Genomic DNA, 13310 nt, shown 5'->3' on the forward strand with positions numbered 1-13310 from the left:
CAAGTCCGGGTGACGGAGGAGATGTCCAGACTTCCCACAATAAAAAAGGGCCGCTTTCGCGGCCCTCTTCACAATCTTTCAAACCGTCAAACCAGCCGGCTCTGTTCCACCGCCGCTTCGATGAAGCTGGCGAAAAGCGGATGCGGGTCGAGCGGGCGGCTCTTCAATTCCGGATGGTACTGAACGCCGATGAACCACGGATGATCAGGATATTCCACCGTTTCCGGCAGCACACCATCCGGAGACATGCCGGAGAAGACGAGGCCGCATTCTTCCAGCCGGTCCTTGTAGTCCACGTTCACCTCGTAGCGGTGACGGTGGCGCTCGGAAATATCCGTGGAGCCATAAATCTCGGCGATCTTGGTATCCTTCTTCAGCGCCGCCTTATAGGCGCCGAGGCGCATCGTGCCGCCGAGATCACCCTTGGAGGAGCGCTTTTCGAGCTCATTGCCCTTCACCCATTCGGTCATGAGGCCGACAACCGGCTCGGACGTCGGACCGAATTCGGTCGAAGAGGCATTTTCGATGCCGGCCAGATGACGCGCCGCTTCCACGACCGCCATCTGCATGCCAAAGCAGATGCCGAAATAGGGCACGTTGCGCTCACGCGCAAACTGCGCCGCCATGATCTTGCCTTCCGAACCGCGCTCGCCAAAGCCGCCCGGCACCAGAATGCCGTTGACCTTTTCAAGATATGGCGTCGGATCTTCCTTTTCGAAGACTTCCGACTCGATCCACTCGAGCTTGACCTTGACGCGGTTGGCGAAGCCGCCGTGATGCAGCGCCTCGATCAGCGACTTATACGCGTCCTTGAGGCCGGTATATTTGCCGACGATCGCAATCGTCACTTCGCCTTCCGGCGTGCGGATACGGTTGCAGACCTCTTCCCACTGCTCCAGACGCGGCTTAGGCGCCGGCTCGATGCCGAAAGCGGCCAGCACTTCCGAATCGAGGCCTTCCTTGTGGTAGGCAATCGGAACGTCATAGATATTCGCCACATCCAGCGCCTGGATGACGGCGGAGGGACGCACGTTGCAGAACAGCGAAAGCTTGCGTCGTTCCGCTTCCGGGATTTCCCGGTCGGCGCGCACCAAAAGGATGTCGGGGTGAATGCCGAGTGCCTGCAGTTCCTTGACGGAGTGCTGGGTCGGCTTGGTCTTCAATTCGCCTGCCGCCGGAATATAGGGCATCAGCGTCAGGTGAAGATAGATCGCCGTGCCGCGCGGCAGGTCGTTGCCGAGCTGACGGATCGCTTCCATGAACGGCATCGCCTCGATGTCACCCACCGTGCCGCCAATCTCGCAGATGACGAAGTCGTAATCGTCATTGCCTTCGATCACGAAATCTTTGATCTCGTTGGTGACATGCGGAATGACCTGAACCGTTGCGCCGAGATAATCGCCGCGCCGTTCCTTGTCGATGATGTTCTTGTAAATGCGACCGGTGGTGATGTTGTCGGTCTTGGTGGCCGAACGCCCGGTAAAGCGCTCATAGTGGCCAAGGTCGAGGTCCGTCTCGGCACCGTCGTCAGTCACGAACACTTCGCCGTGCTGTGTCGGGCTCATGGTGCCGGGATCGACGTTCAGATAGGGGTCGAGTTTGCGAAGCCGCACCCGATAACCACGGGATTGCAGCAAAGCTCCGAGTGCAGCAGCTGCGATGCCCTTACCGAGAGAGGAGACCACGCCGCCTGTGATGAATACATATCGCGCCATGGGATTCACCGGATACCTTTTTACCTCTGATTCCGCCAGCCCAAATTTCATGCTGTTGCAAATTCGCTGTTGACGAATTCACAATTCAACTGGCCGGAATGCGAACAAAAGAAAACCGGCAGGCTTTTGGCCTGCCGGAGCGTTAAGTCAGAACCGGGCTTATTGACCGGTCGGAACTGCGTTCGGATCGGCGGGCTGCGCCGGGGCCGGAGCGGCCGTGCCGGAAGCGGCCGGAGCCGGTGTGGTCTGTGCGGGAGCAGCAGCACCGTTATTGGTCGGAACACCATTTTCAGCCGGAGCCGGCGTCGAAGGCGTCGTCGACGGGCCGAGCGTGTCGAGAATGCCGTTGCCTTGGCCCTGCGTGGCCGGAATACGGTTCAGGATATCGGTCGGACGCGATTCGTAACGGGTCAGAAGACCAAGGCCGAGCGACGTTGCAAAGAACAGCGCCGCAAGGATCGCGGTGGTGCGCGTCAGGGCATTGGCCGTTCCGCGCGCGGACATGAAGCCCGAACCGCCGCCGATACCGAGGCCGCCGCCTTCGGAACGCTGGATCAGGACCACGCCGACAAGCGCCAGCACGATCATGAGGTGAATAACAATCAAAACGGTCTGCATGACAATCCATTCCATGCCCCGCGCGGAGCACCATAAAGAAGGTTTTGCGGCTCTTTACATGAGGCGAAGGCTTATTCCAAGCCCCTTTCCCGATACTCTTTCAGGAAAGCCTCATTCAGGCCGTCAGTCGCTCATATGCCGCATAGATGGACAGGAAGTCCGACGCTTTCAAGCTCGCGCCACCAATCAGCGCGCCATCGACGTTTTCAACGCCCATCAACTCCAGCGCATTGGCCGGCTTTACCGATCCACCATAAAGGATGCGTATGGTCTTTCCGGCATCGCCGAAGCGCTTGACGAGCTCGTCGCGCATGAAGGCATGAGCCTCGCGCACATCGTCCACCGTCGGCGTAAGGCCGGTGCCAATCGCCCAGACGGGTTCATAAGCGATAACGGTATTTTCCGCCGTTGCCTCATCCGGCAGCGAGCCGGCAAGCTGGCGCTTCAAAATATCGAGCGTCTGGCCCGCCTTGCGCTCATCGGCCGTTTCGCCAATGCAGACAATGGCGATGAGATCGGCCGCATGGGCGGCAGATGCCTTGGCGCGAACCAGATGGTCGGTCTCGGCATGGTCGGTGCGGCGCTCGGAGTGACCAACGATGACGTGGGTGCCGAAGCAGTCGGCAATCATCTCGGCGGAAATATCGCCAGTATGGGCACCGGAGGCGTTCTGGTGGCAATCCTGCGCGCCGATCATCAGCGGGCTGTCGTCACAGAGCGCGGTCGCGACATAAAGCAGCGTTGAAGGCGGGCAGATCAGCGCATCCACCTTCCCGGACAGCGCGCCCTTGACACCCTCTGCCATGGCCTTGATCTGGTCGAGCGAGGCACGCGTGCCGTTCATCTTCCAGTTTCCGGCAACAAGCGGTCGAACATTCGGCGTCATGCGTATCCCATTCCCTTTGTCTCGGGGCGCAGCCCTGGCGGCGCCCTATCCCTCAGCCGCTGACGGCCCTTGATCACGACAGAAGCTCTGCCGCAATTTCCCGGATATTCCTTTAACCGCAGCGGGCAGCAATTGGTACAAAAAAGCGGCCCAAGGGTTAAAACCAGCGGCAAATCTGGCAAAATTTGTCGTGACCGAGCCCGCCGCGATCCCTTATCGGCTCAAAATCCAGTTCAGAACCGCCCGCCAGTCGGTCATTCGCACCGGCGTGCCGTGGCTTCCGGTCTCGTAACGCGTGAACCGCGCGGGCTCCCCAGCCTTCAACAACGTGCGGAAGATCGTCGCCTGCTGATCGGCCGAATAAACCTTGTCGGCGCTGCCATGGGTAAACCAGACCGGCTTCTTCGCCTTCGCGAAAGCGCTTTTCGGAAAATCGGGATCGACCGCGCCACCCAGGATCGCCATTCCCTTGAGATTGGCAACGGCTGCCTTGTCGCGGCTAATGCCATAGCAGATGAAACTGCCCATTGAGGCGCAGGTCAATATGACAGGCTTGCCGCCGGATTTTCTGGCCGCGTCGGCAATCAGCGCCGCAATGTCGGCAACGCCGTTCTCATCGAAGGAACGAACACTCGGCACGTAATAGGTGCCGCCATTGGCGACGGCCAGATTCTTCAGCCGGTTGAGATTTCCGCCGAACGTATAGTCGTTCATGCCAAGCCGCCGGTCACCGCCGCGCCCGTGGATGAAGATGACGGTGAACGCCTGCCCGCTGGCCGGGCCGACGCGGCCGACCTCAAGCGCCCTGCCCGCGAACGTCACGGTTTCCAGTGCCTGCACCTTCTTCGGCGCCATATCCACATATTGCCGCTTCACCCGCCGCTCCGGCACCTCGTCGCGGCCGTTGATGTCGCGCATCTCCTTGTAGTCGATGACTTCGGATGCGCCGCCATCGCCAGTGGAAAGCACCGTCTGCGCGTAAAACAACTCGTCCTTGAAAGGCCGCAGCGGCCCGTCGGCGGCGGAGGCTGCGACGGGCATGGCCGCCACAGTCAGGCTGAAAAGAGTACAAAACGTGAAATGAGCTGTGGACATGCCTTGGCTAACCGTTCATTCGTGGCTGCGAGACTTGCCACCGCAAGGCCGGCAGCGCAATCCTCCTGTTGCGAAACCCTGACACAATCGTGGCATAGGATGCGCCGCTCTCGCCCAGGCGGACCCGGTTCAATCGGACGGGAACCACATTTGGCGGTATATTGACGCTGATGGCAAAATGATTCGCATGGCGAAATTCTGACACACGCTTTTGAACTTTGGACATGATGGACGACAGCAACGATCTCTTCTCCGGTCTTCCGGCGGCACGAAACAGCGACACGGACACGAACGAGGACGCGGCGAAGCCCGCGAAGGCCCCGGCGACCTCTGCTGCCAATGTGAACGTGCAGCAGAAACCCGCAGCCGTTGCAGCCGCGGCCCCCGTCGCGTCGTCTGCCCCTCCGCCGCCCGCGTCTCCAGCCGGTGACGACTACGGCGCATCATCGATCCGCGTGCTTGAGGGCCTCGAGCCGGTGCGCATGCGTCCCGGAATGTATATCGGCGGCACGGACGAGAAGGCGCTGCACCACCTCTTCGCCGAAGTCATCGACAACTCCATGGACGAGGCCGTCGCCGGTCACGCCAATTTCATCGAGGTTCATCTCGATGCCGAAGGCTTCCTGACGGTCACCGATAACGGCCGCGGCATTCCCGTGGAGAACCACCCGCAGGTTCCGGGCAAATCGACGCTCGAAGTCATCATGACCAAGCTGCATGCCGGCGGCAAGTTCGACGGTAAGGCCTACGAGACCTCTGGCGGCCTGCACGGCGTCGGCGTCTCCGTGGTGAATGCGCTCTCCGATCTTCTCGAAGTGGAAGTGGCGCGAAACCGCAAGCTTTACCGCCAGCGTTTTTCGCGTGGCCTGCCGATCGGTCCGCTGGAAGAGCTTGGCGACGTGCATAATCGCCGCGGCACCCGCGTGCGTTTCCATCCCGATCCGCAAATCTTCGGCGATCACGCGAAATTCGAACCGGCCCGCATCTTCCGCATGGCCCGCTCCAAAGCCTATCTCTTCGGCGGCGTCGAAATCCGCTGGAGCTGCGATCCCGGCATGGTGCCGGCCGATGGAGAAATCCCCGAAAAGGCGGTGTTCCATTTCCCGGGCGGCCTGAAGGATTATCTGGCCGCCACGCTCGGCAAGGAATTCACCGTCACGCGCGAGATTTTTTCTGGCCGCACCGAAAAGACCGGCGGCCACGGCGCGCTGGAATGGGCCGTCACCTGGTATGGCGGCGACACGCAGATCCATTCCTATTGCAACACCATTCCCACACCCGAAGGCGGCACGCATGAGGCCGGCCTGCGCATCGCGCTCACCAAGGGTCTGAAGAACTATGCCGACCTGACGCAGAACAAGCGCGCCAAGGACATCACCACCGATGACGTGATGATTTCGGCTGCCGGCATGCTCTCCGTCTTCATCCGCGAGCCGGAATTCGTCGGCCAGACAAAGGACAAGCTCGCCACCGTCGAAGCCCAGCGCATCGTCGAAAACGCGCTGCGCGACCCATTTGACCACTATCTGACCGGCAACCCGGCCGAGGCGGCAAAGCTGCTCGACTGGGTCATCGAGCGCTCGGAAGAGCGTATGCGCCGCCGCAAGGAAAAGGAAGTCAACCGCAAGACCGCCGTGCGCAAGCTGCGTCTGCCCGGCAAACTGGCGGATTGCTCCCAGAACACGGCCGAAGGCGCCGAACTTTTCATTGTCGAGGGTGACTCGGCTGGCGGCTCGGCCAAACAGGCGCGCAACCGCGCCAATCAGGCCATTCTGCCGCTGCGTGGTAAAATCCTCAACGTCGGCAGTGCCAGCCGCGAAAAGCTTTCCGCCAACCAGCAGATCGCCGATCTCATCCAGGCGCTCGGCTGCGGCACCCGCACCAAGTACCGCGAAGAAGATTTGCGTTATGAGCGCATCATCATCATGACCGATGCCGACGTCGACGGCGCCCATATCGCCTCGTTGCTCATCACCTTCTTCTATCAGGAAATGCCGGAACTCATTCGCGGCAACCACCTCTATCTGGCAGTGCCGCCGCTCTACGTCATCCGTCAGGGCGCGAAATCCGCCTATGCCCGCGACGACGCCCACCGCGCCGAGCTGATGGAAACCGTCTTCAAGGGCAAAAAGGTCGAAGTGGGCCGCTTTAAAGGCCTCGGTGAAATGATGGCGGCCCAGCTCAAGGAAACCACCATGGACCCCGAAAAGCGCACCCTGCTGCGCGTCGAGATCGATGACGTGGACTTCGAGGGCACGCGCGAGGCTGTCGACAATCTGATGGGCACCAAGGCCGATGCCCGTTTCCGCTTCATTCAGGAGCGGGCGGCTTTTGCAGATAATCTGGATATTTGATCATCCGGATAGACCTTTGAAAGGCAGCGCATTGGCGCTGCCTTTTGTGTTGATATGGAAACAACATCTTGCGGATAGTACCCGGCACTACGCCGCGATATCCTCACGAACGCCCAGAACGCGGTCGATCAGACCCCATTCCAACGCTTGCTCCGCCGTCATGAAAAAATCCCTATCCATGGCCGCTTCGAATTTCTCATAACTCTGTTTGCAATGTTCGGCGTAAAGCCGCGTCATGCGGTGCTTGGTCTGCTGCATCTCCTCGGCGTGGATCAGCATGTCCGATGCCTGTCCCTGGAAACCGCCCAGCGGTTGATGAATGTGGATGCTGGCATTGGGAAGTGCTGTGCGCTCGCCCGGTTCGCCTGCCATTAGCAGGAACGATCCCATGGAACGGGCCGTGCCCATACAGAGTGTGTGAACCGGGGCGCGGATGTAATGCATCGTATCATACATCGCCAGACCGCTCGTCACGACGCCACCCGGAGAATTGATATAAAGATGGATCGGCTTCTTCGGGTTTTCCGCTTCGAGAAACAGTAATTGCGCGCAGACGAGCGCTGAAACTGCATCGTTGACCTCGCCATTGAGAAAGATGATCCTTTCCCGCAGCAGGCGCGAATAAATGTCGAAAGATCTTTCTCCCCTTGATGATTGTTCGACGACCATAGGGACGAGTTGCATCACTTCGCGCATCGGCGAACTCCTGTGTTTGGAAATGTCGGGAAACGAGTGGGATCAGGCGGCGAGCTTGATCGGCGGGCCGTTGTGGTTTACAGCGGCCTTCATCGTCCGGCCGGTATTTGTGGGCAGTTCATGAATGATGCGAAGGCTGGTGCCGCCCTCGGCATTGGCCGCGATCCTGAAGGTTACGGTGCTTTCCAGAAATGGTGGAATGTCTTCGCGCAGCCGGTAGCGCACTTCCTCGCCGGGTTTGATGTCGATCGCGTCAGGTTCCGCCAGAGCCTCGTTCGGCAGCCAGTTTTCACGGAACGCTGCAATGCTGATGGCGCGCCAGACCTTTTGCGGCGGCTCGTCCAGATCATATTCAAGTTCAATGCCGTTTTTCGTCGCTTCCGCTGCATCCCTGTTCATTGGTCCATATCCTTCAGCAGGAGTTTGAGAGCCTCAATGCGCTGTGGCCAGTAGGCGCGATATTTGCCGAGCCACGCAGCAATGCGTGTCAGCCCCTCCGGATCGACCTCGTAATTGACGAAACGGCCCTGCCGTCTTTCAACCACTAGCCCGGCGCCGCGAAGAACCGAAAGATGCTGCGACATGGCCGGCTGACTGATCTCGATCCCTTCGCGCAGGGCAGAGGCATTCATGGCACCATCCGCCAGCTTTTCGAAAATGGCACGGCGCGTGGGATCGGCCAGTGCCCGGAATATATCGTTCTCTGTCATAAACACACATAAGCACGCACTTATGTGTTTCGCAAGCCCGTTGTCGCGCCTGTACCGGTTTTTCGTACTGCCGCCGAACCGAAATGAACGCTTTATTCCCTCGCGCGTTTCCATCCCGCCTGATACTCTCCAGGCCGGGAGCGATCAAAAAAAGTGACTGCATTTACGGTCTTCATCATCATTCTTCTGCTGCTCGTCGGGCCGAGCCTGTTTGTCGTCATCGGTAAACAGCGGGAAAAATCCATTCCCAAACGCCCCTCCGCCGCCCTGCCCGTCACTGAGGACGAAACCGTGCTTGATCGGCACTGGCAGACCATAAAGAACGGCTGGAGCGAAAAGAATGCGCTGTGCCTGCTACATTCCAATCTCGATGCATTTGCGGTGCGCGTCGCGGCGGCGCGCGCGGCCGGGCGTAGCCTCGATCTCATGTATTACATGTGGAATGCGGACCTGACGGGACGGCTGATGATGCGCGAGGTCATCACGGCGGCCGATCGCGGCGTGCGGGTACGGCTGCTGCTCGATGATCTCGGCGTCTCCATGTCAGACCGAATTTTCCACGCCATCGACAGCCATCCCAACATCGAACTTCGCCTGTTCAACCCCACCCGGGCGCGGGAGAACATGCTCCATCGCGGCATGGAACTTTTGCTGCGCTTTCGCAGTGTCAATCGCCGCATGCATAACAAGGCCTGGATTGCCGATGGCCGCGCGGTGATCGTTGGCGGTCGAAATATCGGCGACGCCTATTTCGATGCGGCCGAACGGGCGAATTTCCACGATTTCGATATTCTCGGCTTCGGTGACGTCGTGGCCGACGCAACGGAAATCTTCGATGATTACTGGAACAGCGCCGTTTCCGTCCCCGTTCGCTCGCTTCTGGCGCGCAGGCCGAGCAAACTCGCAAGATTACGGCGCGAGCTGGACGCCCTGCCAAAAAGCGAAGCCGCAAAACCTTATCTGGAGCGCGTTGAAAGCCAGTATGACCGAGATCATTTCCTGATGTCGGACCGCATGCACTGGGTGGATTCCGTGGATGTGCTTGCCGATCCTCCGGAAAAAGCGGCAGGCAAGCGGCGGAAGGGCCACAACTTCCTGATGGAAAGCCTGCTGCCCCTGCTGCAGGCGGCAAGCGACAGCCTGCACGTCACATCCCCTTACTTCATTCCCGGCAAACAGGGCGTTGAGATTTTCCTTGATATTGCCGAACGGGGCGTATCGCTGGCCATCCTCACCAATTCGCTGGCGGCAACGGATGTGGCCGCCGTTCACGCCGGATATGCCCGCTATCGCAAGCCGCTTCTCTCGGGCGGCGTACGCCTGCACGAGCTGCGTTCGCAGGTGGACCAGCCGAACTTCACCCTGCGCGGTTCCGGACAGGCGAGCCTGCACACCAAGGCATTCACGCGTGACGGCATGACAGGTTATATCGGCTCGCTGAATTTCGATCCGCGCTCGGCCTCTCTCAATACGGAGATGGGCGTGGTCTTCACATCGCCGCCGCTGGTCGCTTGCATGGACGAAATATTCGCCGAGGAAATCCGCCGCACGATGAGCTTTGAACTGGAGATCGACAGCAGCAACCGCATCGTCTGGACGACGGAGGAACAGGGCCGTACCAAGACCTACCGGCGCGAGCCAGACGCCGCTATCGGCCGCCGCCTCATCGCCGGCATCATGCGTTTCCTGCCGCTTGAATCTCAGCTTTGAAGACGAGCGTCCGGCTTACGCAGCCGGCCGCACCCCGGACTTCGCCAGCTGTATCTGCACCAGCGTATCGAGGTTCTGGTTGACGCGGCAATAGAACTCTTCATCAATGAAGGGCCGCAGCATGAAATCATTGCCGCCAGCCTTCAGGAAACGCGCCGACAGCAGACGGTTGGTGGAGGAGGAAACACCGATGATGCGCAGTTCATGGGAGCCGCGCACGGTGCGGATGCGCCGCGTCAGCTCGAAACCGTCAATGTCGGGCATGTTATAGTCGGTGACGACGAGGCCGATATCGGGATTGGCCCTTAGAATATCGAGCGCCTTCGCACCGCTGTCTGCCAGGCTGACGCGGAAATTATAACGCTTGAGACGGCTCGAAAGCAGCGCCCGCGCCGTCGGGCTGTCGTCAACGATCAGCACATGATGGCGGTGGTTGGTGAGGAAGCGACAGACGGATTCCGTCAGCATATCCACGGCGAAGATATTGTCTTTCAGAATATAATCCACCACGTCCTTGGCGATCAGCGTTTCACGCGTCGCCTCGTGAAAGGTGCTGGTGAAAACGATGGTCGGGATCGATAGATCGATCAGATATTCCAGCGCTTCGCCCTTTTCCGCGCCCGGCAGGTTGATGTTGGAAATGGCGAGCGTCACCGGCTCGGAAGAATGTTCGTAGCAGGCCTGCAATTCCTCGAAGGAGCGGCATACTTCCACGGTAACGCCCAGCATCTCGTTGAGCCGCCTGCTCACCATCTGGGTAAACACGTTGCTGTCTTCCGCCAGTAAAATGCGGTTATTGGTAAAAGGCACGCCCGAATATTGCATGCCCGTGATGCCCAGGAAATTCATTCTGCCCCGATCCCCCATCGTATGTCAGCGGAAGATAGCAGGCTCATTTTTCAGAATGATTAATAGCACTTTTCCTGACGCATCAGTTGAGCACATGCTTACTTAAACGGAAATACGGCCCGCGAGGGGCCGTATTCCGACTTTGGGAGGGGATTTTGGTCTTATGCGCGCAGAAGCGCGTTGTCGGTGTCGAAGGGGCTTTCTTCCACCACTTCGGCGTCATAGGAGGTGCCGAGAATACGGATCTTCAGCTTGGTGCCGACTGCGGCATATTCCGGCTTGAGCATGGCGAGCGCGATCGACTTGCCAAGACGCCAGCCGAAACCGCCGCTCGTCGCGCGCCCTGCAAGTGCGCCGTTTTCATCGAAGATCGCTTCCGAACCGCGCGCATCGACATCCGTATTGCCCGACACGGTGAGCGTCGAGAAGACCGACTTCAGGCCCGCCTCCTTGTAGGCCACCAGTGCGTCGCGGCCGATGAAGCTCTTCTCCGGGCGCAGGAAACGGTCGAGACCCGATTCATAGGCATTGTATTCCACCGAAAGCTCGCGGCCCATATTGCGATAGGACTTTTCGAGCGACATGGAAACCATGGCGCGGATACCGAAAGGCTTGATGCCGAATTCGGCACCGGCTTCCATCAGCCGGTCGAAGATGTAGTTCTGCATCTCGATCGGGTGATGCAACTCCCAGCCAAGTTCACCCACGAAGTTGACGCGCAGCGCATGCGCCGTCGCAACGCCGACGGAAATCTGCTTGCCGGTGAGCCAGGGGAAGTCCTTGTTCTCAAGGCTGGTGCGGGTCAGCTTCTTCAGGAGATCACGCGATTTCGGACCGGCTAGAACCAGCACGCCGTATTTCTGGGTGATCGGCTGCAGCACGACCGAGCCATCGGTCGGCGCCAGGCGGAGTAGCACGTCATGGTCATGCGCTTCGAGACCACCGGCCGAAACCATGTAGAAGCGGCCCGGCGCCCATTCATAGACCGTGAACTCCGCCTTCACGCCGCCATTCGGCGTCAGAAGATGGGTGAGCGCGATGCGGCCTCGCTTCTTCGGCACCGCGTTGGCGAGAATGCTGTCGAGCCAGGCACGCGCGCCGGGGCCGGAAACCTCCATCTTCGCGAAGGCAGACATATCGAGCACGCCGACATTCTGATGGACGTTCTTCACTTCGTTGCCGACATGCTCGAAGTAGTTCGAGCGGCGGAACGACCACTTCTCAACGATACGGCCGTCATCCAGAGCCGGTGCATGGTTATGACTGGTGATGACGTCGGCGCCAACGCCGAGGTCTTCCTCACGCAGCGCGTAACCTTCGGGCGCATACCAGTTGGCGCGCTCCCAGCCATAGACGGAGCCGAACACGCCGCCGAGCTTCTTCAGACGGTCATAAACCGGCGTCGTCTTCAGCGGACGGGCGGCAGAGCGCTCTTCATCCGGGTAATGCATGGTGAAGACGTTGGCATAGGCTTCCTCGTTCTTGGCGATGAGGTAACCTTCCGTTGCGTAAGGGCCGAAGCGGCGCGGATCGACACCCATCAGGTCGAGCGTCGGCTCGCCATCGACGATCCATTCGGCCAGCTGCCAGCCAGCACCACCAGCGGCGGTGATGCCGAAGGAATGGCCTTCGTTCAGCCAGAAATTCTTCAGGCCCGGCGCAGGACCGACAATCGGATTGCCATCAGGCGTATAGGCGATCGCGCCGTTATAGACCTTCTTGATGCCCACTTCGCCGAAGGCCGGAACGCGCACCATGGCTGTTTCGATATGCGGCATCAGTCGATCGAGTTCTTCCTGGAACAGCTCATATTCGCTGTCATCGGATGGACCGTCGACATAACAGACCGGCGCGCCAACTTCATAAGGACCGAGGATCAGCCCGCCCGCCTCTTCACGCATGTACCAGGCCGAGTCGGATTCGCGCAGCACGCCCATTTCCGGCAAGCCCTGGCGGCGGCGTTCCTGAATGGCCGGATGCGGCTCGGTGACGATATATTGATGCTCGACCGGAATGACCGGAATGTTGATGCCGACCATCTCGCCGGTCTTGCGGGCAAAGGAGCCCGTGCAGGAGATGATGTGCTCGGCGATGATCTCGCCCTTGTCTGTCGTCACCTTCCAGTGACCGTCTTCAAGCTGCTCGATGGCGGTGACTGTCGTGTTGCGATAGATGGTCGCCCCGCGGTCACGCGCGCCCTTGGCCAGCGCCTGCGTCAGATCGGCGGGCTGAATATAACCGTCATCAGGATGCTGGATGGCGCCGAGCAGGCCGTCCGTCTCGCAGAGCGGCCAGATCTCCTTCACCTGCTCCGGCGTCAGCATATTGACGCGCACGCCGATGGTCTCGGCAATGCCGGCATAATACATATATTCGTCCCAGCGATCCTTGGTGCGGGCGAGACGGATGTTGGAGACCTTGGAGAAACCGACATTCATGCCGGTCTCTTCCTGCAGTTCCTCGTAGAACTTCACGGAATATTTGTGGATCTGGCCAACCGAGTAGCTCATGTTGAACAGCGGCAGAAGCCCGGCCGCGTGCCAGGTGGAACCGGAGGTCAGCTCCTTGCGCTCGATGAGCACGCTGTCGCTCCAGCCCTTCTTGGCCAGATGATAAAGCGTCGAGACGCCGACGACGCCGCCACCGATCACCACCGCCCGTGCATGTGTCTTCATTT

General features: G+C 59.8%; 11 protein-coding genes. 2 read left to right on the forward strand and 9 right to left on the reverse strand.

Going from position 1 to position 13310, the window contains the following annotated elements; genetic code table 11:
• Positions 1 to 86: 86 nt before the first annotated feature.
• The 4 genes from pyrG to FHW77_RS13505 form a co-directional block, all read right to left on the reverse strand.
• Positions 87 to 1715: a CTP synthase gene (gene pyrG, locus FHW77_RS13490; protein ID WP_006697393.1), complete on the reverse strand. Its 1629-nt coding sequence runs from the start codon at positions 1713 to 1715 to the stop codon at positions 87 to 89.
• Positions 1716 to 1874: 159 nt separating this feature from the next.
• Positions 1875 to 2333: a preprotein translocase subunit SecG gene (secG, locus tag FHW77_RS13495; protein WP_004442000.1), complete on the reverse strand. Its 459-nt coding sequence runs from the start codon at positions 2331 to 2333 to the stop codon at positions 1875 to 1877.
• A gap of 115 nt (positions 2334 to 2448) precedes the next feature.
• Positions 2449 to 3219: a triose-phosphate isomerase gene (gene tpiA, locus FHW77_RS13500; protein ID WP_004442001.1), complete on the reverse strand. Its 771-nt coding sequence runs from the start codon at positions 3217 to 3219 to the stop codon at positions 2449 to 2451.
• A gap of 213 nt (positions 3220 to 3432) precedes the next feature.
• Positions 3433 to 4314, reverse strand: coding sequence for a dienelactone hydrolase family protein (locus tag FHW77_RS13505; protein ID WP_182590501.1), 882 nt, complete (start codon positions 4312 to 4314; stop codon positions 3433 to 3435).
• 224 nt (positions 4315 to 4538) lie between these two features.
• On the opposite strand from FHW77_RS13505, the gene parE reads away from it, so the two are divergent.
• The gene (parE, locus tag FHW77_RS13510; protein WP_034498930.1) at positions 4539 to 6668 is read left to right on the forward strand and encodes a DNA topoisomerase IV subunit B; all 2130 of its coding nucleotides are present in this window, start codon (positions 4539 to 4541) and stop codon (positions 6666 to 6668) included.
• A gap of 87 nt (positions 6669 to 6755) precedes the next feature.
• Here the strand turns inward: parE and FHW77_RS13515 are convergent, their stop codons facing one another.
• From FHW77_RS13515 to FHW77_RS13525, 3 genes are read right to left on the reverse strand one after another with little or no spacing between them, the layout of a single operon-like run.
• On the reverse strand, positions 6756 to 7364 hold the full coding sequence (locus tag FHW77_RS13515; RefSeq protein ID WP_004442004.1) for an ATP-dependent Clp protease proteolytic subunit: 609 nt from the start codon (positions 7362 to 7364) through the stop codon (positions 6756 to 6758).
• Between the two features lie 42 nt (positions 7365 to 7406).
• Positions 7407 to 7763 (reverse strand): SRPBCC family protein, encoded by a 357-nt coding sequence (locus FHW77_RS13520; protein WP_004442005.1) that lies wholly within the window; start codon positions 7761 to 7763, stop codon positions 7407 to 7409.
• A complete protein-coding gene (locus FHW77_RS13525; protein WP_006697387.1) occupies positions 7760 to 8074 on the reverse strand; it encodes an ArsR/SmtB family transcription factor in 315 nt (104 codons plus the stop codon). The genes FHW77_RS13520 and FHW77_RS13525 overlap by 4 nt, the downstream gene beginning before the upstream one ends.
• Before the next feature lie 153 nt (positions 8075 to 8227).
• Here FHW77_RS13525 and FHW77_RS13530 point away from each other — a divergent pair, with 153 nt between their 5' ends.
• On the forward strand, positions 8228 to 9784 hold the full coding sequence (locus FHW77_RS13530) for a phospholipase D family protein (RefSeq protein ID WP_004442008.1): 1557 nt from the start codon (positions 8228 to 8230) through the stop codon (positions 9782 to 9784).
• A gap of 15 nt (positions 9785 to 9799) precedes the next feature.
• Here FHW77_RS13530 and FHW77_RS13535 read toward each other — a convergent pair whose 3' ends face one another.
• Positions 9800 to 10633, reverse strand: a complete 834-nt coding sequence (locus FHW77_RS13535) for a response regulator (RefSeq protein WP_004442009.1) — start codon at positions 10631 to 10633, stop codon at positions 9800 to 9802.
• A 161-nt stretch (positions 10634 to 10794) separates the two neighbouring features.
• Positions 10795 to 13308 (reverse strand): GcvT family protein, encoded by a 2514-nt coding sequence (locus tag FHW77_RS13540; protein WP_004442011.1) that lies wholly within the window; start codon positions 13306 to 13308, stop codon positions 10795 to 10797.
• Positions 13309 to 13310 lie beyond the last annotated feature (2 nt).

It is taken from the genome of Agrobacterium sp. RC10-4-1, assembly GCF_014138475.1.
In the GTDB taxonomy this organism is placed as follows: domain Bacteria; phylum Pseudomonadota; class Alphaproteobacteria; order Rhizobiales; family Rhizobiaceae; genus Agrobacterium; species Agrobacterium pusense.